General features: G+C 49.4%; 21 protein-coding genes and 1 riboswitch. Of the genes, 5 read left to right on the top strand and 16 right to left on the bottom strand.

Annotated features, from left to right (window positions below; all coding sequences use genetic code 11):
• Positions 1 to 43: 43 nt before the first annotated feature.
• From ACQY69_RS10960 to ACQY69_RS10930, 7 genes are all read right to left on the bottom strand, one after another.
• Entirely contained in the window at positions 44 to 2056 is a 2013-nt protein-coding gene (locus tag ACQY69_RS10960; protein ID WP_428260556.1) for an ABC-F family ATP-binding cassette domain-containing protein, read from the bottom strand.
• A gap of 26 nt (positions 2057 to 2082) precedes the next feature.
• Positions 2083 to 3099, bottom strand: a complete 1017-nt coding sequence (tsaD, locus tag ACQY69_RS10955; RefSeq protein WP_428260555.1) for a tRNA (adenosine(37)-N6)-threonylcarbamoyltransferase complex transferase subunit TsaD — start codon at positions 3097 to 3099, stop codon at positions 2083 to 2085.
• Positions 3096 to 3275, bottom strand: coding sequence for a hypothetical protein (locus ACQY69_RS10950; protein WP_428260554.1), 180 nt, complete (start codon positions 3273 to 3275; stop codon positions 3096 to 3098). Before ACQY69_RS10950 ends, tsaD begins: the two co-directional genes overlap by 4 nt.
• Positions 3276 to 3329: 54 nt before the next feature.
• Positions 3330 to 3827, bottom strand: coding sequence for a ribosomal protein S18-alanine N-acetyltransferase (gene rimI / locus ACQY69_RS10945; protein ID WP_428260553.1), 498 nt, complete (start codon positions 3825 to 3827; stop codon positions 3330 to 3332).
• Positions 3828 to 3831: 4 nt separating this feature from the next.
• Positions 3832 to 4542 (bottom strand): tRNA (adenosine(37)-N6)-threonylcarbamoyltransferase complex dimerization subunit type 1 TsaB, encoded by a 711-nt coding sequence (gene tsaB / locus ACQY69_RS10940; protein ID WP_428260552.1) that lies wholly within the window; start codon positions 4540 to 4542, stop codon positions 3832 to 3834.
• Positions 4530 to 4955 (bottom strand): tRNA (adenosine(37)-N6)-threonylcarbamoyltransferase complex ATPase subunit type 1 TsaE, encoded by a 426-nt coding sequence (tsaE, locus tag ACQY69_RS10935; RefSeq protein ID WP_428260551.1) that lies wholly within the window; start codon positions 4953 to 4955, stop codon positions 4530 to 4532. The genes tsaB and tsaE overlap by 13 nt, the downstream gene beginning before the upstream one ends.
• Positions 4956 to 5050: 95 nt before the next feature.
• Positions 5051 to 5272 (bottom strand): hypothetical protein, encoded by a 222-nt coding sequence (locus tag ACQY69_RS10930; protein ID WP_428260550.1) that lies wholly within the window; start codon positions 5270 to 5272, stop codon positions 5051 to 5053.
• Positions 5273 to 5546: 274 nt separating this feature from the next.
• On the opposite strand from ACQY69_RS10930, the gene ACQY69_RS10925 reads away from it, so the two are divergent.
• Positions 5547 to 6215: an HD domain-containing protein gene (locus ACQY69_RS10925; protein WP_428260549.1), complete on the top strand. Its 669-nt coding sequence runs from the start codon at positions 5547 to 5549 to the stop codon at positions 6213 to 6215.
• A 49-nt stretch (positions 6216 to 6264) separates the two neighbouring features.
• On the top strand, positions 6265 to 7122 hold the full coding sequence (locus ACQY69_RS10920) for a DUF2971 domain-containing protein (protein WP_428260548.1): 858 nt from the start codon (positions 6265 to 6267) through the stop codon (positions 7120 to 7122).
• Positions 7123 to 7166: 44 nt separating this feature from the next.
• Here ACQY69_RS10920 and ACQY69_RS10915 read toward each other — a convergent pair whose 3' ends face one another.
• On the bottom strand, positions 7167 to 7757 hold the full coding sequence (locus ACQY69_RS10915; protein ID WP_428260547.1) for an ECF transporter S component: 591 nt from the start codon (positions 7755 to 7757) through the stop codon (positions 7167 to 7169).
• Positions 7758 to 7925: 168 nt separating this feature from the next.
• Positions 7926 to 8067: riboswitch (FMN riboswitch) on the bottom strand.
• 166 nt (positions 8068 to 8233) lie between these two features.
• On the opposite strand from ACQY69_RS10915, the gene ACQY69_RS10910 reads away from it, so the two are divergent.
• Entirely contained in the window at positions 8234 to 9112 is an 879-nt protein-coding gene (locus tag ACQY69_RS10910) for a PHP-associated domain-containing protein (protein WP_428260546.1), read from the top strand.
• A 33-nt stretch (positions 9113 to 9145) separates the two neighbouring features.
• On the opposite strand, the gene ACQY69_RS10905 is transcribed toward ACQY69_RS10910, so the two are convergent.
• The 4 genes from ACQY69_RS10905 to ACQY69_RS10890 form a co-directional block, all read right to left on the bottom strand.
• Positions 9146 to 9625 (bottom strand): methylglyoxal synthase, encoded by a 480-nt coding sequence (locus ACQY69_RS10905; protein ID WP_428260545.1) that lies wholly within the window; start codon positions 9623 to 9625, stop codon positions 9146 to 9148.
• 644 nt (positions 9626 to 10269) lie between these two features.
• Positions 10270 to 11745, bottom strand: coding sequence for a threonine synthase (thrC, locus tag ACQY69_RS10900; protein ID WP_428261054.1), 1476 nt, complete (start codon positions 11743 to 11745; stop codon positions 10270 to 10272).
• A 3-nt stretch (positions 11746 to 11748) separates the two neighbouring features.
• On the bottom strand, positions 11749 to 12285 hold the full coding sequence (gene coaBC, locus ACQY69_RS10895) for a bifunctional phosphopantothenoylcysteine decarboxylase/phosphopantothenate--cysteine ligase CoaBC (RefSeq protein WP_428260544.1): 537 nt from the start codon (positions 12283 to 12285) through the stop codon (positions 11749 to 11751).
• Entirely contained in the window at positions 12282 to 12986 is a 705-nt protein-coding gene (locus tag ACQY69_RS10890) for a phosphopantothenoylcysteine decarboxylase (protein ID WP_428260543.1), read from the bottom strand. Before ACQY69_RS10890 ends, coaBC begins: the two co-directional genes overlap by 4 nt.
• A gap of 219 nt (positions 12987 to 13205) precedes the next feature.
• Here ACQY69_RS10890 and ACQY69_RS10885 point away from each other — a divergent pair, with 219 nt between their 5' ends.
• Positions 13206 to 15326, top strand: coding sequence for an aldehyde dehydrogenase family protein (locus ACQY69_RS10885; protein WP_428260542.1), 2121 nt, complete (start codon positions 13206 to 13208; stop codon positions 15324 to 15326).
• Positions 15327 to 15455: 129 nt separating this feature from the next.
• Complete coding sequence (locus tag ACQY69_RS10880; protein WP_428260541.1) at positions 15456 to 16301, top strand: aldo/keto reductase; 846 nt, start codon at positions 15456 to 15458, stop codon at positions 16299 to 16301.
• Positions 16302 to 16709: 408 nt separating this feature from the next.
• Here the strand turns inward: ACQY69_RS10880 and ACQY69_RS10875 are convergent, their stop codons facing one another.
• The 4 genes from ACQY69_RS10875 to ACQY69_RS10860 all read right to left on the bottom strand — a co-directional run bounded on the left by ACQY69_RS10875 (position 16710) and on the right by ACQY69_RS10860 (position 20974).
• On the bottom strand, positions 16710 to 16865 hold the full coding sequence (locus ACQY69_RS10875; RefSeq protein WP_428260540.1) for a rubredoxin: 156 nt from the start codon (positions 16863 to 16865) through the stop codon (positions 16710 to 16712).
• 154 nt (positions 16866 to 17019) lie between these two features.
• The gene (locus tag ACQY69_RS10870; RefSeq protein ID WP_428260539.1) at positions 17020 to 18477 is read right to left on the bottom strand and encodes an MFS transporter; all 1458 of its coding nucleotides are present in this window, start codon (positions 18475 to 18477) and stop codon (positions 17020 to 17022) included.
• A gap of 53 nt (positions 18478 to 18530) precedes the next feature.
• A complete protein-coding gene (locus ACQY69_RS10865; protein ID WP_428260538.1) occupies positions 18531 to 19748 on the bottom strand; it encodes a CaiB/BaiF CoA transferase family protein in 1218 nt (405 codons plus the stop codon).
• Positions 19748 to 20974, bottom strand: a complete 1227-nt coding sequence (locus ACQY69_RS10860) for a CaiB/BaiF CoA transferase family protein (protein ID WP_428260537.1) — start codon at positions 20972 to 20974, stop codon at positions 19748 to 19750. Before ACQY69_RS10860 ends, ACQY69_RS10865 begins: the two co-directional genes overlap by 1 nt.
• Positions 20975 to 20982 lie beyond the last annotated feature (8 nt).

The following is a 20982-nucleotide window of genomic DNA, read 5'->3' as shown; positions in this document are numbered from 1 at the left end:
GCAATAGTTTTGATAAAAAAATCGACGGTCTGTCCTTCTCATTTCACTGCTCCTGAAGCTGGAGCCATTTCTCGTATCTGTCGTCAAGTTCATCCTTCTTTTCCGTAAGCATCTTTCCTATCTCGGCAAGCTTCACATGGTCGGTAGCCACCTCCTGGCGGCACAGTTCCGCTTCCAGCTCTCCTATCTCTTCCTCGATGCTCTGTATCTCCTTCTCCAGCGCCTCCCGATGCCTCCTCAGACGCCTTTCCTCAGCTTCCTTTTCCTTCTGGATACGCCGTCTTTCCGCTGACGAGAGGTGCTCTTCCGCTTCAGCCCCCGCGCCTTTCGATACTTCCTCTGCCGCCGTCGAGGTCCTCGCTTCTCTGTCTTCCTGCATGCCCTCCAGATACTTCTTCCCTGACTGTATCTGCTGCTGCTTCTTCTCCACATAGTAATCGTATGTACCGAGATAGTTCTCTATTCCATCGGAGGTCAGTTCCATTATCCTGGTAGGTATCCTGTTGAGAAAATACCTGTCGTGGGATACGATGATACTGGTTCCCGGAAACTCCAGCAGCGCTTCCTCGAACACCTCCTTGGATTCTATATCCAGATGATTGGTCGGCTCGTCCAGCATCAGCACGTTGGCTCCTGACAACATGAGTTTCAGCAGGGAAAGTCTGGCCTTCTCACCGCCGCTGAGAGCTCCTACCTTGAGGAATACGTCCTCTCCTCTGAACATGAAGCGCCCCAATATGTTCCTTATCTCACCGTCGGAATACAAGCCGTAGGAATCCCTCACTTCCTCAATGACTGTATTGGCGCCGTTAAGGAGCTGCTGACCCTGATCGTAATAGCCGAATTTGACGTTGTAGCCTATCTTGATCCGTCCCGTATTACACGAAATCTCTCCCATCAGTATTTTCAGCAGCGTAGTCTTTCCGATACCGTTGGCTCCGACGATACATACTCTCTCGCCTCTTTTTATATCCAGATCCACATGTCTGAACAGCTCTGTCCGTCCGGCCCCGTAACCAAAACTCTTGGAAACATCTCCTGCCTCCAATACATCCCGGCCGCTTTGAAAATCAGCTCTGAAGGATATCTTCATCCTGTCCCGCTCACCTGCCGGTCTTTCCACTACCTCCATGGCAGCCAGGCGCTTTTCCCGCGACGCGGCCCGCTTAGCCAGCTTTTCGGTGCCTCTTTCCTTGAAACGCCTTATCATGTCCTCCTGCCTGCGAATCTCCTTCTGTTGATTCTCATAACGCCTCATCTCCGCTTCACGGCGCTTCTTCCTCTCAGTGGCGTAGAAGCTGTAATCCCCTTCATATATGCTGAGCTTGTGATTCTCCACTTCAAATATCCTGGTAACTGTCTCGTCGAGAAAATATCTGTCATGAGATACCAGTATTATTGTCCCCTTATAACTCTTAAGGTACTGCTCCAGCCACTTCAGCGTACCTATATCCAGATGATTTGTCGGCTCGTCCAGCAGAAGTATATCAGGCTTTTTCATCAGAAGACACGCCAGCGCCAGCCTGGTTTTTTCTCCACCGCTCAAGGTGGATATCTTCTTTCCGTAACTGTCCTCACCGAAGGCCATACTGGAAAGGATTCCCATCATCTCACTCCTGTAGGTATATCCTCCCCGTTCCTTGAATTTCTCCTGAAGTGCGTCATAGCGCTCCAGCAACCGGCGGCTCTCTCCATCGTCTCCATCGTCTCCGGTCTTCCCGGCCGTTTCCTCTATCCGCTGAAGCAGCGCTTCCATCTCTTTCTCCATACGATGGAACTCACCGAAAATGTTCTCTACTTCTTCCATCACGGTATTCTCTGAATCGAAGCCGCCGTCCTGCTTCAGATAGCCTATATTTGTTTCCGATGATACAAAAAACTCGCCTTCCTCGCAGCTGAGCTCGCCTGTAAGTATCTTTAAAAGGGTGGTCTTTCCGGCTCCATTGACGCCGATTATCCCCACCCGCTCTCCTTTATTTATATGAAATGACACCTTGTCCAGTATGACATCGGTGCCGTAGGATTTTGTCAGCTCCTTTGCCGATAACACAATCATATATGTAACCTCTGTATATCTATATCCTATAATTCAAGATTCGGTATGGCGTCCAGCGTAAGATCATCCCGTTCTCCCGCCATATACCTGTAATATGCCGCACAGCCTATCATTGCAGCATTGTCAGTACACAGCACAGGAGATGGGTAATAAAGGTCTATCCCGTTCTTCCTGCAGCCTTCTGCCATCATTTCTCTCAATCTGCTGTTGGCGGCCACTCCGCCTGCCAGCACTATCCTGTCCTTGCCCATATCGATAGCAGCCCTGAGGGTCTTGGCTACGATGACGTCCAGCACAGCTGCCTGGAACCCCGCCGCCACATCAGCCACATTTACCTCCCTGCCTGCCTGTTTCTCGGAATTTATGTAGTTGAGGACGCCGGTCTTGATCCCGCTGAAACTGAAGTCGAAGCTGTCTTTTTCCAGGAACACCCGCTTGAATTCCACAGCGTGAGGATCCCCCTCTTTTGCTATCCTGTCGATGAGAGGCCCCCCGGGATATCCCAGTCCCAGCACTCTCGCCACTTTATCATATGCTTCCCCCGCCGCGTCGTCTCTCGTAGCGCCCAGCACCCGGCATTCATTGTACCCCGTAACTTCCACTATATTAGTATGACCTCCCGATATCACCAAGGCCATGAAAGGAGGTTCCAGCTCCCGATGCTCTATGTAATTGGCGCAAATGTGCCCATGTATGTGATGGACGCCTATGAGAGGCTTCCCTGCCGCCAGCGCGTATGCCTTGGCAGTAGCCAGCCCGATCAGCAATGCCCCTACCAGCCCCGGACCGTATGTGACTCCTATCATATCCACTTCGTCCATGGAAACGTCCGCTTCCTCCATGGCTCTGTCTACCACCGTGTTGATGTTGGTCAAGTGATGTCTGGAGGCTATCTCCGGCACTACTCCACCGTATTGCTTATGTATATCTATCTGCGACGAAATGATGTTGGAAAGCACGCCGCGGCCTTCCGACATCACGGCTGCTGCCGTTTCGTCGCAGCTGGACTCTATCGCGAGTGTCACTGTTTTTCCGTCTTTCATAGCTCGTTTCTACCTTCTTCCAGCTTCTTTTCACATTGGTTTTCTCCGTTGAGATGCCTGCAATTCTCACAAGACATATATGTGCTCATACTGAACACATCAAAATCATGTCTTCTGGAAAATTTTCTGCATGGATAAAAAACCACATTCATATTCTCTTCCGGGTTTCTGCCCATATCCGTCCTCCTCAGATAATCTTATATTCCTATTATCTTCCGGAGGAGCGTCTTTTATTCCCGCACTTTCTGACTGTTCCAGTTTTTCTGACCGTTCCGATCATCATCGCTATGGCGCCACATGATTATAGCGTCTTCGCCATTATTGAGATAATACCCCTTACGCACCCCTTCCTGACGGAATCCGAATTTCTCGTACAGTCTGATTGCCGGTTCATTGGAACGCCTCACCTCCAGAGTATGATGCAAGATGCCCTCTCCTGATGTGAAATCTATCATAACGCTGACGATAGCCTGACCAATATGTCTGTTCCTGAATCCCGGCCTGACAGCCACGTTGGTCACATGGCCCTCGTCTCCTATCCACCACAACCCCGCATAGCCTACAACCTGACCTTCCAGCTCCGCCACGATGTAAAATGCCCTGGGGTTTTCCGTAAGCTCGTAGAGAAGAGCGTCCCGACTCCACGGATCAGGGAAGCACAGGTGCTCTATCTCATATATGTCCTCCATATCGTCGGCAACAGCCTGCCTTACCACGACTTCAGCCATAATTTCAGCCTTCCTGCTGCTTTCGCCGCAGCTTCCTCTCCGCTTCAGCCAGACGCATGTAATCCGGCTCTAACTGGCTGTATCCTACTCCGCCACCTTCAGCATATATCCTGCTTCCCAGCCTTGCTACCGAGACAGCATCCTGATATCTGATCCCCTCAGCGGCGATATCCACACCTTCATGCCTTAGTTGCCCTATCTCTCTACCATACCTGTCTGTTGCATCGCCTAACAGCAATATCCGACGATAATTTTCCGTCTTCGACATGAATTCATCCAGCATATAAGGCCCGGCCTTGATCTTCTCCTTCGGCCCCTCTTCCGTCAGGATGTATCCGCCGCCGTATATCTGATTTCTCCTGGCGTCCAGCATCGGGCAAACGAGTACCCCGCTGTCCATCGGCGCGGCGTTCAGCGCCAGCGCTTCCAGGCTGGAAACGGCTGCACACGGCGTTCCCAGGATCTGTGACAAAGCCCTGGCCGTCGATACACCTATCCTGATCCCCGTAAAGGATCCCGGCCCATGCGATACGGCGATTACATCCAGATCGGCAAGAGCAATGCCACTCTCCTTTATCACCTGTTCTATCTGAGGCGTCAGATTTTGCAGATGTGAGAACCTGTCGTTTCCTTTTATATATCCGGTCACCTGGTCGTCTCTCATCACTGCCGCGGAAGCAAAGGCTCCCGTCGTCTCTATTCCTAAAATATACACCTGTAAATACGCTCTCCTTCCCCTCGTCCGTATCCTATCTGTATGCGGATGGCTTCCTCCGGGATGATCTCATCTATGAGCTCGGCCCACTCTATAACGCAGATACCGCTGCCAAAGAAGTATTCTTCATACCCCAGCTCATACATCTCTTCCACGTCCCCTATCCTGTAGACGTCGAAATGATAGAGAGGCAGCCGTCCGCTCTCATACTGCTTTACGATATTGAAGGTGGGGCTGGTTATTGTCTCAGTCACGCCAAGACCTTCAGCGATAGCCTTAGTCAATGTGGTTTTTCCAGTCCCCAAGTCTCCCGTAAGGGCTACGATACTGCCGGAGGACAGATTCTTCCCCATTTCCCTGCCGAAATCCCGCACCGCCTCTTCATTTTTCATCAGTATTTCTTTCTTCTCCATAACTAATGTAGTATACCACACAAACAGCGGAATATAAAGGCCGGTGGGGAGAAAGATAGTTTAACCCGGCTTAGCTGTCAGGACATATGTTGAATTCATACCAGATTCACAGAGGGGCTGCCTTCTCTCGCAGATGTCGGATATGCCAAAACATCAGCTTTTTCCCTTTCATTAGGCATAAATACATGAATGGAGTGACCTTCCCGAAAACGAATATGCCAAAAGATGATATTTACACCAAGCTTTTTAGCATATTTCTTCTCAGCAGAAAGGGGAATAATGCCTATGATCCGTATTTCAACAGTATGATTTGGCATATTACCCTCTGTCAGTACCTTCGAAACATGGAAATTATGCCAAAAAGGTCTCCCAAAATTCCCCTCTTAGGCATATCGCTTCGGAAGGCTATCGTATATCGTCTGAAAACGAGATCCGATGAACTGTATCTGTTAGCACGCCATTTAGCTGAGTACGCCTTTACTTTCCGCCTGTTTTTCACCCTTTTTACAGAGATTTTACACGAACAGGATAGTCGCCGCGTCTTCGACGTACTACAATATTTAATTAATACAATGTAAATGGAAGGTAATTATGGGAGAAAAAATCAAATACAAGGATATACGAAAAAACGAAGAGATAAATATGCTGATCGATAAGGGCAACTGTGTCCTGAAAACAATGGGCTTCACCGACCATTCGACAAAGCACGCCGCCAAGGTCGCCGCACGGGCCGGATGGATACTTAAATCCCTGGGCTACAGCAGCCACGACATCGAACTGGGTCGCATCGCCGGCTATATGCACGATATCGGCAACTGCATCAACAGAAATGACCATGCTCACAGCGGAGCGTTGCTGGCATATCAGATACTTAAGGAAATGAAAATGTCTCTGGAAGATATCATGACCATAACTTCTGCCATCGGTCACCACGACGAAAGCAGCGGCAACGCGGTCGACCCCATCTCTGCGGCGCTCATACTGGCCGATAAGACAGACGTCAGGAGGAACAGGGTCCAGAATCCGATCAAGGAAAACTTCGATATCCATGACCGAGTCAACTATGCCGCTCTGTCATCCAAACTGGAGATCAACAAGGACAAAAGGACTGTACAGATGAATCTTGAGCTGGACGACGATATCTGCAGTCTGATGGATTATTTTGAAATATTCCTTGAACGGATGATCATGTGTAAGCGGGCCGCCGAAGTGCTTGGCTATAAGTTCAAGCTGGTGGCCAACGGCAGCAAGCTCTGCTGACAGTCCCGATATTTGATGCAGAAATCTGATACAGAAAAAGGAGTCCGCCGTGCCCAACAAACATATCCTGCTGAAAAGGATACAGCCCGAAGAAAATCTATACCATTACACTAAGTGCCGCGGTGTCCAAGGCATCCTGAAAGACAAGGCCTTCTTTGCCACCAAGAGCGATTTCCTCAACGACACCAACGAGATGCGCTACACCCTGGCTCTGACTCGGGATGTACTCACCGAGTTCCCTATACTTGAGGAGCACAGTTCCCTGCGCCAGCAGCTCTCTCTTACGACCGAGGAGATGAAGAGGCAATGCTACTACGTCCTATCCTTCTCAGTGGAAGCCGACAGCATCACGCTCTGGTCCGAATTCGGCAACAACACCGGATATAATCTGGAATTCAAAAGCGGCGAGTTGCTCGACATGATAAGCAGGACAAAAAAAATCTCCTACCATGGACTTTTGATATATTCCAGAGAAACCCAGAGAAAAATCATACATGATCTTCTCACAAAAGATATCCCCCAAAATCTGGGCTGCTCATTCGACGATATAATGAAAAACGCCGCCGGGAACGGCGGCGATGAATCCTTCAGGAAATACTGCAAACAATTCAAAAAAGCCATGTCCATATATGCGGTTTTCTTCAAGCAGGAGGAATTCGCCGCAGAAAAGGAATACCGGGTCGTCCTCAAAGAGACAAGCGACAGTGAAGTCCATTATCGCGAAAAGGATGGCTTCCTGCTCCCATACATACGTGTGAACCTGAGGAAAGCCCATGATGCCGTCAACAGGATAACAGTAGCTCCCCAAAATCATGTGGATCTCGCCAAGGAGGGTATGCAGATGTATGCCAGGCAGCTGGGCTACAGCGCTGAGGTCTGCCTGTCGAAGATAAATCTGCGGTATTGAACGCACCCTTCTCAGCTCCGGCGGGCCGGTCTCATATTGGTCCGTTACGCCGTTCTGTGCAGAAATCCCGATATCCTCTTATAAAGGAAAAATGTAACGATAGAATTTATGCCTGCTTTTATGGCATTGAAGCCCACTATAAACGGCATCAGATCCCATACCATGCTGCGTGGCACACCCATGAACAGCGGCGTGATTATCAGATTAGCGCCTATCATCACCACGGCCATAGCCGCCGTACCGCATATCAACGCGATCACCGCGCCTTTTCTCGTCTTGTTGAATTTATATATGACACCTGCCACTATCACCAGCACACTGGTAGCGATTATGTGCATTATTATCCCGTAGGCTCCGCTGGCAGCGCTGACAGTCACACCCTGGACCACGGATGTCACGATGGTAAGCAGCACGCCTGCCACCGGACCGAAGGCAAAGGTCCCTATCAGTATAGGTATATCGGCGGGATCATATTCGAGAAACGCCACTGCCGGGAATATGGGAAAATGTATAAAATATACCAGCACCACCGATATTGCCACCAGCATACCCATCTTCGCCAGCCTGACTGTCTTCTCCCTGCCAGTCATCCTGTGTCTGTCATCGATATTTCCGTAGTTAGTCTTCTGAGACATGTACAACACTCCTTCTTTCCACTGTATATCATCATTTCAGCCTCTGTCGTCTCGCTTCGGAGCATGGCGCAGAGGTGCCGCTCAATCAAAAAATCCCGGGCAATCTATCCCGAGATAAAAACACTCGCGTTTGCAGATAGCAACGACTGTCCGCCACACGCCGCAAGTATTTCGTTTCTTCCATCCGGACTGTGACCGTCGGTACGGGATTCTCACCCGTTCGGCCCGCTCAATGCGCGGGTTCGCGGACTTGTGACATTCATCGTCATACACCGCCGGTGAGGACTTTCACCTCGCCCCGAAACAAATTTACATCAATATTATAACGTTGTCCTCGCAATGGTGTCAACTGGGTTTTACCGTCAAAATTTTTTTCACACATTTTTCATTGAATTTTTTCCGGTTTGGGAATACTATTATATACAGAGAAGCGTCAGCTGCTCCATCCATAAGAATTAAGAACCGAGGCGAAAAGATTGAAATTTGATTTGCACTGTCATACAAAGGAAGGCTCCCTTGATTCAAGAGTATCTGTCAGGGAATTCGTTCACAAATTCATGGCTCTGGGCTTTGACGGGTTCATGATATCCGACCACAACAGCTATAAAGGCTGTAAAGCATGGGATGCCATAAAAGATGATCCCCGCTACAGGAATTTCTGCGTTATCAGGGGGATAGAATACGATACGAAAGATGCCGGCCACATACTGGTCATCATGCCCGATGGGCTTTATCTCCGCATCCTGAGCATACGTGGCATGCGATGCAGCAAGCTCATCAAAATAGTCCATTTCTTCGGCGGCATACTGGGGCCTGCCCATCCTTTCGGCGTGGCCAGTTCCAGCCTTATGGGCTTCAAAAATATGAACATGCGCCTTATGAGGAAATTTGACTTCATCGAGACCTTCAACACCTGCGAATCACCCGAATCCAACAGACGGGCAGCTATTCTGGCCGAAGATTGCGGCGTTCCCACCTTCGCCGGCTCTGATTCCCATGTCAGTGAATATATAGGAATGGCGTGTACCGAAATAGATGCGGACATACGCTGCAACAACGATCTTATCGCCGCCGTAAAAAGCGGGACTAAAATAACGGCAGGCGGAACAGAACGAGGAGAGAGCAAAAAAGCGAAGAAAAAGGAACACTGGATAGGCATACTCAGCTTCAAACTCTACAACAGAGGGATCGCCAAATTGATATCTCCTTACCGTAAGATAAAGCGTCGCACACTGCTGAGGCCTATCGTCCACAATAACGTCCGCCACATCCGCAGGAAGAAAAACACCGATATCCGAAAATACGTCGTTCGCAACAGATATAGCAACGATTCCAATAAAAAAATGTCCGGATGATATCGCACCCTCTGCGATTTTCATCTGGACATTTTATCGCTGTGAAACAAGTATCTTCTCGCTCATATCCTCTATATCCACCGACGGCTTGAATTCCTGGACATCGTGGACGTACTCCTTGTCGATGTGCTCCGACGTCATGATGAAATCTGCCGTAGCTCTGTTGGTCGCCACCGGGATATCGTAAACTACCGCTATACGCAGCAGCGCTCTTACATCCGGATCGTGAGGCAGTGCTTCCAGCGGATCCCAGAAAAATATCAGTACATCTATCTCTCCTTCGGCCACCTTGGCTCCGATCTGCTGATCACCTCCCAAAGGACCACTCTTGTAAGCTTTTATGTCCAAGCCCGTTGCTCTTGCTATCAGGGTCGCTGTCGTCCCCGTTCCACACAAAATATGATCCTTCAGCTTATCTCTGTTGTCGATGCACCACGTTACCAGTTCATCCTTCAGATGATCGTGAGCGATAAGAGCGATATTCTTCCTGCTCTTCATGGTTTCTTTCGTCATTCTCTCACCTCCTTTCAGACTTTACAGTGTGAAACGCGGCGTCGGATCTCCCTCGGATCCCATCCAGGCCTCGCTCACACTCCGACTCTATATCGATTATAACTCTTATTCCTGCCAAATTCATCGGGAAACACGAAAAAATTACAATATCTTAACAAAGCCGGGCTCATGCGGCGCCCCGAAACTTTCCGGCGCCCCGGAGCTTTCCTGCTTTTCACGCAGCAGGTCTTTACATGAACTATTGCCGAAAAATGCTTTGAAGATACTGATCCGGCACGCGAAACACGATTGCTTGCCGGAAATCGAAGGAATGACACAGATCCGGCAGCCTGAACAGCAAATATTGAGATTTAAAGCCATATATCAGGTAAGAATGAGAAAATCGTGTGCCGGATATTCGCACCTAATTACAAATCCGGCAACATGCTGCCGGATTCTATGCCTTATTACGGAATCCGGCAAAAGTTTGCGGCACTGCTGCCGGATCTCATTGTTTCTTTAATAATCCGGCAACGCTTGGTGCCAGCGCTGCCGGATTCCTTCGAAAATCGGAAAATCCGGCAAACCTAACGCTCCGGACGAAATCCTCCCTGTCTCGCCTGCCCTCTCTTTTGGGAGAGGCGGAAGCCGCGACCTTCGCCGCTTTATTTCACGCTTTCCTCGATGGCTCCGGCCATCTGCGAAACCTCAATGACTCCTTTATGTCTCACAGGCTTCTTATCCAGATCCCTGAGACCGGCAGGCACTCTGACACCTGTCGCAGCAGCCAGTGCCTTCACGTACTCGAACCCGTTTTCCTCATCGCCCAGGCCTATGGCATGAGCGACGCTGTCGGCGAATTTATACGCGCTTGCCGTAGATGCTATCAATGTTGGCGTATCGTCACCCGTCTCCTTTGCGTAATCTTCATATACTTTATAGGCCACTGCTGTATGGGTGTCCATCAGATAGCCATTATCCCTGTACATCTTCCCTATAGCCGCATTAGTCTCATCGACAGTAGCAAAACCGCCGTAAAAGGATTCCATCCCTTTTCTGATGACATCGCTGACCTGATAGCGTTTATCAGATTCCAGCTGATCCATCAATCTGCGTATCTCACCTCCATCATTGCCTGCCAGATGATAGAGGAGCCTCTCCAGATTACTGGATATGAGTATATCCATGGATGGTGAATTGGTAAGATAGAACTCTCTGTTAGTGTCATACACTCCCGTTTCGAAAAAGTCCGTCAGCACTTTATTCTTATTAGAGGCGCAGATGAATCTGTTTACAGGTATCCCCATCTTTCCCGCATAATAAGCAGCCAGGATATTCCCGAAGTTTCCGGTAGGGACGACGATGTTCACCTTGTCACCGTCGGCGATAACGCCTCTTTCTACCAGCTTCACATAGCCATAGACATAATATGCCACCTGTGGTATCAGCCTTCCTATATTGATAGAATTGGCTGATGACAGCTTGCAACCGTATCCCGCCAGCTTTTCCGCGAACGTCTCGTCGTTGAAGATCCTCTTCACCCCTGTCTGAGCGTCATCGAAGTTTCCTTCTATGGCAAATACATGGGTATTGGCGCCTTCCTGGGTCACCATCTGCCTTTCCTGTACCTGGCTCACGCCGTGATTTGGAAAGAATACGATTATCTCAGTCCCCGGGACATCGGCAAAACCTTCCAGCGCCGCCTTCCCTGTATCTCCTGACGTTGCCGTCAGTATACATATTTTCTTATCTTCCTTTTCCTTCTTCATTGCTGTGGTCAGCAAATACGGAAGTATGGAAAGAGCCATATCTTTAAAAGCCGCCGTCTTGCCGTGATAAAGTTCCAGAAAATAAGCTCCGCCCGCCTCTTTCACGGGAACGATCTCCGCCTCTTCGAATTTACTGTCGTAGGCGCCATCGACGCAGTGCTGCATCTCCTCATCGGTATAATCGGTGAAGAATGCTTTTATTATATCCCTGGCTATCTCCTTGTAAGGTCTGCCTGTCATCTCCGATATTTTCTTCGGCAATGGCGGTATCGAATCAGGGACGTATAGCCCCTTGTCCTCAGCGATACCTTGTATTACAGCCTGTGCTGCCGTCTTCGTATGCTCACTTCCTCTTGTACTGTGATATCTTATCATCTATTCAATGCTCCCTTCGATTATCTCAACTATATGATCCACGTCTGCCAGCGCGCCTTTTCCTGTGACCCCGCAGGCCAGCATAGATTCCTTCGGCTCTATGAAACGGTACCCCAACCCTTTCAGCTTTTCCATATTCCCCTGGACTATAGGATTTTCATACATATTCGTATTCATCGCCGGCGCGATATAGACCGGTTTACGGGTCGCCGCCGCCATCACCACTGTAGAAAGAAAATCGTCGGCGATGCCATTTGCTATCTTCCCTATTATGTTAGCTGTAGCCGGCGCGATCAGTACCACATCCGCCTTGTCAGCCAGTGAAATATGCTTCACTTCCTTGTGATCTATCTCTTCAAACATATCCATATAGACTTTATTCTTACTTAAAGTCTGCAGTGTTATGGGAGTGATGATTCGACTGCCGCTCTCGGTCAATATCACATCTATGTCATGGCCCAGCTTTTTGAGTTTGCTGATTATATCCGCCGCCTTATACGCGGCGATGCTCCCCGTAACTCCCAGAACGATATTCATCCCAAACTCCTTTCCATGACGCGCCTGGATATCATATCGGCTATCTCCTTGTTATTACCCATCGTATCATATGGGCCGTCCCTGTGTATCAGATATCCCTTATGATAGTCCGGTCCGATCTCCTTCACATCATTGGCCAGCACAAAGTCGCAATCGTTCTTTTCCATGAGACTGCGGCCCACAGATATCAGTTCTTCGTGTGGGACACCGCTAAGCAGCTTGAAGCCTACCAGAGTCGTTTCCGGACTCAGCTTCTTGATGATACTTATTACTTTAGGCGACCGTTTCATATGGATGATCAGATCATCTATATCGGAGCTTATCTTATTCCCGGAAAGATCCGCTCCGCCACCTGGTGTCTCCATACCTCTTATCCTGTCCAGGGTCGTCACTTCCTTGACCACATAATCGCTCACTGCCATGGCATGAACGACAGCATCTATTTTCTCCTCAGTCAACAGCCTCGTCAGCTGCTGCTGCAGATCGGCAACGCCGCCTATCATGACAGGCTCCACCAGCTCATGCTCCACATAGGGAGCTCTTGTCCCGTGAAGATAATATATCTTTTCCAGCCTGCCCGCGTATTTTTCCACGAATGCCTTCCCTATAGCATATCCCAGCCGCCCTGTCGACGTGTTAGTTATAGTCCTGACATCGTCGATCTTCTCGCTGGTGCCTCCTGCCGTAATGATTATTTTCATATTCTTTCCTCTATATATAGATGTAATTTCACAGGTTGAATTATAGCCTTTCGCGCCGCTTATGTCAAGGAAGACGGACTTCGATGAGCCAAGGCGAATGCCTGTCCTCACCCCTCCATCAGACGTTTGTCTCCTGTATCAGCGCGTTGTATATACAACAGCGTCCGCCCCGCATCTGTGCTAAAATCAACCAACACTAGAAATCACAGGGGATACGTTATGCTGGATCTGGTGATCATAAGAGATTCCATACTTTTTAAGAACATAGACGATATCGATTTCGATATCATATGCGCCGAGACCAAACCTTCCGCGAAGTTCTTTTCCGCAGGCGAGCCCGTGCAGCTGCAAGGGGATAAAGTGGAAAAAATAGGGATCATCGTGGAAGGCAGGATCCTGTCGTTCAAATATCACTACGACGGATCATCCCAGCTGCTGAGGACTTTCCATCAAAACGACATTATCGGTCTGGAGGCTGTCTCCTCCACCTTCTTCACCAGTCCCAGCATGCTCACGGCCGATACGGGCTGTGCCGTCGTGTTTTTCAGATATTCCCTGTTCTTTTCCAGTCACGGGATATCTCCCTCCTGCAAGATAATTTTGCTTCAAAACATAACTAAGATCCTTTCGGATGAAAACATAAAGATAACTTACAAGGTCGATGTATTGTCCAAACACACTATCAGAGAAAGGATCCTGACTCATCTCAGCATCATCAGTGAAAAGCGCGGCAGCCATACCTTTGACATAGGAATGAACCAGGAACAGTTTGCCCAATATCTCTGCGTCAACAGGAGCACCCTCTCAAGAGAGCTTAACGCGATGCGCCGTGAAGGTCTGATCCGGTTTTCCAGGACCACCTACACTTTATGCTCCGCCGGTCAACGCATCCACCGATATCTGTCAGGTAAAACTGTGCCTGTCATAAACCCTGCCAATGGAAAGATCATCGGAGAAGCTGCCTCTAGTGACAGCAGAGATGTGGAGAAAGCTATACACGCAGCTCGCAGCTCCTTTTACGGTTCCGGGAAATGGCGCAGACTGTGCGCCCAGGACAGAGCCGATGCACTCCTGAAAATCGCCAGTATGATGGAGGCCGAAAGGGATGAACTGGCCGCCATCGAGACGGAAAACCACGGTAAACCTCTCAGAGAATCGGAAGCCGATATCGACGACGCCATCCATGTCTTCAAGTATTATGCCGGCCTCATAATGAAGCCGTCCGGCGGCTCCTACGAAGTAAATGACAATTTTGGTCATATGCATTCCTATACTGTCCATGAACCTGTCGGTGTCTGCGCACTGATAACTCCATGGAACTATCCCCTCATGATAGCCGTATGGAAACTGGCTCCCGCTCTGGCGGCAGGAAACAGTATCATCCTCAAGCCTGCCACCATAACACCTGCAAGCGTGGTGAAACTCTTTGAAATACTGGACAGAGCAGGTCTACCTGACGGCTGTGCCAATCTCATCCTTGGCCCTGGCGGCCTTATAGGCAACCAGCTGGCTAAAAGTAAAGATGTCGATTGCATCACCTTTACCGGCAGTACCGCCGTAGGGCAAAGCATAATGTGCGCGGCTTCTTCCAACGTAAAAAAGATAGGCCTCGAGCTGGGCGGCAAGTCTCCCAGCATAATATTCGCCGACGCTGATATCAACAGAGCCGTAGAATGGTCCATGATAGGGATCTTCATGAATCAGGGAGAAATCTGCTCCGCAGGCTCGCGAATAATAGTCCATGAATCTATACACGACGAATTCACGGATCGTCTCGTGGAGCGAGCCCGCAAGATGACCATAGGCGATCCGATGAAAAATCCTGATATCGGAGCTGTCGTTTCAGAGGAGCAAATGGAACAGGTGTTGAAATACATAGAGACAGGCAAAAAAGAAGGAGCCGTATGCAGATGCGGAGGCAGACGATACACGAAAGGAGAGTGCGCCGACGGCTTTTTCATAGAGCCTACTGTCTTTGACGGCTGCACCGGCCAGATGACCATCGTCAAAGAAGAGATATTCGGTCCCGTCGCCGCGATACAGACCTTCAAAACTGAAGATGAAGCTATAGCACTGGCCAATGATACGGAATATGGTCTGGCCGGCGCTGTATTCACCAATGACCACATGCGTGCCATGCGAGTCATAAAGGAATTGCGTGCAGGGATAACCTGGATAAACTGTTACAACCCATGCTTCGCGGAAGGTCCATGGGGCGGATACAAGATGTCCGGTATCGGAAGAGATCTGGGGCCGCAGGGTCTCGAAGAATATCAGGAAGTCAAACAGATAAACGACTGCCTGGATTCCGGCATGCCAGGCTGGTATCCTGAAAGATGAGCGTTATGGAAAGATCCGCGCTTCGCTCCTCCCGTCAGCAATAACCTCCAGGTTCATACCGGATAGCCAACGGAAACTTCCGCTTCCTGCCGATCCGGCCTATAATATGGACAAAAGGAGGTAGATACGATGGAATATATTACTTTGAACAACAACATAAAAATGCCTATGGCAGGAATAGGCACGTTCCTGCTTACACCTGATGAGGCGGAGGCTTCCGTCCTCAGCGCTCTACAGTGCGGATACCGCCTCATAGATACAGCAAACGCCTACGTAAACGAGAAAGCCGTAGGCCGCGCTATCAGAAAATCAGGCGTCCCAAGGGAAGACATCTTCCTGGAGACTAAGCTTTGGCCGTCTTTCTATGAAGAAGACAACGCCATCGACAAGACCCTCGAAAGACTTGACACCGATTATATCGATCTGCTGCTCATACACCAGCCTGCCGGCAACTATATCGCCGGCTACAAACTGATGGAGAAGGCATATAAAGAAGGAAAAGTCAGAGCTATCGGCTTATCCAACTTCAACGAAGATCAGATAAAGGAGATCCTCGATATATGTCAGGTAGAGCCGGCCATCCTCCAGACCGAGGTCCATCCTTACTCGCAGGAAAAGGAGCTGAAGGAGTTCCTGAAGAGTCACGATATAGTGATACAAGCATGGTATCCACTCGGCCACGGCGACAAAACGCTCATAGAGGAGCCGCTCTTTGCGAAGCTGGGAGAAAAATACGGCAAATCCAACGCCCAGATAATCCTCAGATGGCATATCCAAAACGGTGACGTCGTTATCCCGGGATCTAAAAACCCTGACCACATAAGGGCCAACTTTGATTTGTTCGACTTCTCCCTCACTGATGAGGAGATGGCGGATATAAACGCTATGGACAAAAAGAAGAGATATTACCATAGCACTCCGGAGATGCTGAAGAAATATGTGGAAATGGTCCCTCCTGTAGATGATCAGAAGTAACGGCAGGTGCGGCCTACCATGATTTCGATGAAAAAAGCAGGAGCACTGCTTCTTCTGGCGACAGTGCTCCTTTCCGGATGTGCCGGGCACAGCGAAGCGCAAAACGTCATAAAAAATGAAAATACCAGCTCTCCACAACAGAAAGATACACGACTGAGTGCGATCACATTTGCAGCATACAAATATATAATATATGGCAAACCAATAATATGATTTGTTGTAGATACAACAGCCTGCCATGCCGTTCTCATCTATAATCAGTGTGTAGGATCGCTTCGGACGCACCGAAACATTCGACAACACCCATATATTCAAGATACAATGATAAAAGGGCAGCGGTTAGAATCTATCAGTTATCCTAACCGCTGCCCTTTGTTTTTCATTTTTTCTTCACGCCCTCAGCCTTTACTACTCGGCTTCAAACTCGTCTTTCCCTACGCTGCATACCGGGCATTCAAAATCATCCGGAACCTCGCTCCACGGCGTTCCCGGAGCGATACCTCCATCCGGATAGCCCTTCGCTTCATCATATTCCCATCCACATACGCTGCACTTATACTTCATGATCCGTCCTCCTTTTTTCTCAAAATATCTGACATCTATACTATAACCAAAAAATCCCCGTCTTACAAGCTGAAACATAAAAGCTGCCGCTCCGGTCTTCACCCCGTCGCGACAGCTTTTTTATCGCTTATTTACTCTACACACTATCATAAAATCATCTGAGCTTCCTGAATCCGCTCATATCCACATCTTCTCCCCTGTCTCTACGTTCAAGAGCCGCCAGCACCTTGTGATACATCGCTTTCGTCACAGGATATCTGAAAATACAGATCATGGAAAGCACCATGAAAAGTGCCGGTATCAGGGTGAATGAATATCCTGTCCACTGAAGCGCCGTCCCACTCTGCACAGCGGCGCTGCCGTCGAATCCCGACAGACTCAGGATCAGCCCCATGAGCTGCATCGCTACAGCTCCCGACATAGCTTCAGACAAGGACTGCAGCGATATCACCATCCCCGCTCTGTCCTGACTGTTCATCAGCCTGTCGACCTCGCACACGTCATATATCATCGCCGGTACCAGCTGCCAGTAGACGCTGTTTCCCGCACAGTATATGACGGAAATGATACACACACCCACGAAGGAGGTGTTGCCGCTCAACCCGAAAATAACGAAGCCCACTACCGTGACCGCCATCCCCAGCAGATATGTCGTCCGTTTGTCTATCCACCTGTTTATAAAGGATATCAGCGGTATGAAGGCCACCGATATGAAGGTCATAAGCATCATAATGACGGTTATGATACCGCCCGACAGCCCCATGTTATACGTGAAAAAATACATCCTGTCGGAGCAGAATATCGTATATCCGATCAGATAGCAGATGCTGGCTCCCAATATGTACCGTACAGTCCTCAGCTTCAGTATCTGGGCGTAATTTTTCAGCATCCCGGTTATCACGCCGGCTGCGGCTCTGATCCCTCCACGGGTCTTTTTTTCGCCATCAGGACGCTTCTCGATACGTCCCCCGGCGTCTTTGTCCCGGGCGTTTTTATCCTTTATCCCCAGAGCGGCGATCAGTATCGTTCCTCCCGACACCACGCCGCAGAGTATACCTGTCGTCTGCCATCCCGTCTCGACGGAATATCCTGCGTCGGTCATTATCTCCACCAGTATGTTAGGGAGCACCAGTCCCAGCGCCGTTCCCACGGCGTTGAAAAACGAAACATAGCCTCTCAGCACCGTACGCTCGTCGTAGTTGTCCGTAAGCTCCGCTCCCCACGCCAGATATGGAACAAAGAAGAATGAAAAGGAAGTCCAGAACAGCATTATCATGATGCCATAATATACGATCATCACTTCTTCTCCGGCATGTACATTGAAGAAGAACAGTGACGTGAACACCATCAGCGGCAGGGATGCTATGACGAGAAATGGCTTTCGCTTTCCGAACCTGGTATCGGTATTATCCGACACATACCCTATTATGGCTCCGCATATGGTATCCCACACCGAGCCTATCGCGGTTATCGTCCCCGCGATAGCAGGATCGACTCCTGCCACGGTAGTCAGAAAGAAAAGCGCGAAGGTCCCCATGATATTGTAAAGGGCCGAATCTCCCACACCTGCCAATCCATACAATGCTTTCGTTTTAAGACTTAACCTTTCCATATTCCTCCTGTTTTCAGTTTTTCATCTCCAGGCTTTTACGCCTCACCGGACGCTTAGCCCTCCGCTCCGTCTGTTTCAGGGATACCGATGATCTCTTCATCTATTAATTCTCTTATCTCAGCGTCGCTGTAGCCGACGGATCTCAGCACCTCTTCCGTATTTTCTCCCAGGAGAGGGGATGATTTCTGTATGCCGCCCGGAGTTTCGCTGAACTTTATCGGTATTCCGAAAGATTTATATTTACCGACATTGACATCATCTATCGTGATGGCCATGTCACGAGTGAGGAACTGCTCATTGCTCAATGCTTCCAGCGGCAACAATATCGGAGAAGCCGGGATCCCGTACAGCGTGAAACGCTTCAAAAGCCACTCTGAATCTTTTTTCTTCATGTACTCTCTCATCAGTTTCGTAAAGCTGTCGAAATTCTCACATCTGAGATCATTGGTGGCATACAACGGATCATTCTCCAACTCCGGCATCTCTACGGCTTCGCAGAAGTCGTGCCACATAGACTCGTCCGTTATCCCCACCGTTATCTCACTGTCAGCGCATTCATATTTATCATAAGGAACGATCTCTCTCGGCTTGGCGTTGCCCGTCCTGCTTATCTGGATCCCCGTCAGGCTATATGCCAATATCGCGTCTTCTATAGTCGCGAACATCGTATCCAGCATGGAAACATCAAGCCTTCGTCCCTTTCCAGTCTTAGCCTTGTCGTAGCATGCCAGCACGATCCCCAGAAACATCATTATCCCCGTGTAACTATCTCCTACGGACGCTCCCGATCTGAGGGCCGGCCCATCCGGATATCCCGTCATTTCCATAAATCCGCACATACACTCGATAACGTTATCGTAAGCCGTATTCTTTCGCAGCGGTCCCGTCTGACCGAATCCCGTTATCGACGCGAAAATTATTCCCGGATTTATCTCCTTCGCCACTTCGTAGCCTATCCCCAGCTTGTCGATAGTACCGTATTTGAAGTTTTCCAGCACCACATCGACTTCCGCGTACAGCTTCTTGATGATCTCCTTGCCTTCAGGCTCACTGAGATCTATGGCGATGCTCTCCTTATTCCTGTTGTAAAGGGCAAAGTAGCCGCTGTTTCCGCCATTTACATATGGGCCCCAGTCTCTCGACTGGTCTCCGTCTTCGACCCTCTCCACCTTGATAACTCTGGCTCCATAATCTCCCAGATTCATGGCACAGTAAGGGCCACTATATGCCTGTGTGAAGTCAAGCACGGTAATTCCTTCCAATGGCTTCATTATAGATCACTCCCTTCACACATTACAATACACTTTCTTGCCATTTTTTCTATTTCTTCGCTGTCGCAGCCGGCGTCTTTCAGAATTTCCTCGGTATTCTCTCCCAGCTTCGGTGCCGATATCACAGCTGTATCGTCTATCCCCGATATCTTAATAGGTATCCCCGGCATCCTGATTTTTCCTATGGCCCTGTCCTCCACATCCAGCACCATATGCCTCACAGACAGCTGTTCATTGTCAAAAGCGTCCTGCACCGTGAATCCCGGGCCGCTCGGTATATTCCATGGCGACAGCAAATCCACGATCTCCTGCCTCGTCATATCCTTGAATCTATCCGCGATGATATCCCTGAGGCCGATCTTGCCATCCTCGGTGTAGTAATTCTCGCCTCGGGCTTCATTGCTGTTATAGCGGGGATCATCTATCAGCTCTTTCATATCCATGGCCTCGCAGAATTTCTTCCACTGTGAATTGGTGGAAACCGCCGTGGAAAATATCCCGTCCTTCACCTCAAAGGTATCGTAAGGGGCGATGGATCGCGATCCATTTCCTTCTCTGTGGAATTTCACACCTTTCATTGACGCTTCTGCCAGGCAGTCCTCGAGAGCTGTCATCATGCAGTCGGCAGATGCTACATCTATCTGCTGTCCTTTTCCCGTCTTATCTCTCACCATCAGCGCCATGACGATGGAGGCAGCGAAGAAATTGCCTCCGAACTGATCCGCCATCCTGGTACCATGAGCCGTCGGGCCTCCATCAGGGAACCCAGTGACCTGCATGAGGCCGGACAGCGCCTCCGATGTCAGATCACACCCCGCCGTGTTGCTCATAGGTCCCGTCTTGCCGAACCCCGTATGAGACGCGTATATTATCCCCGGATTCAGTTCCCTGGCCTTGTCGTATCCGAGACCACATCGTTCCAGTTCTCCCGCTACGAAACAGTCGCACACCACGTCAGCCTTCTCGATCAGCTTCATGATCATTCCCTGCCCCTTCTCCGATTCCCTGTCGATGCAGACGCTTTTCTTACCGCGGTTCATATATGCATGATAGGCACTCCCCTTTTCATTCTTTGGAAAACTTCTCCTCAGGACATCCCCGCCTGTCTTAGGATCTTCGATCTTTATTACTTCTGCTCCAAAATCTGCCAGAAGCATCGTACCGTAGCTCCCTGTATGACCCTGAGTAAAATCTATTATCCTTATTCCATCTAAAATCTTAGCCATCGAATTTC

The organism is Gallibacter sp. Marseille-QA0791, assembly GCF_965119705.1.
Taxonomy (GTDB): Bacteria; Bacillota; Clostridia; order Peptostreptococcales; family Anaerovoracaceae; genus Lentihominibacter; species Lentihominibacter excrementipullorum.
The sequence above is the reverse complement of the archived record's forward strand: the minus strand, read 5'-3'. Positions and strand labels throughout refer to the sequence as shown.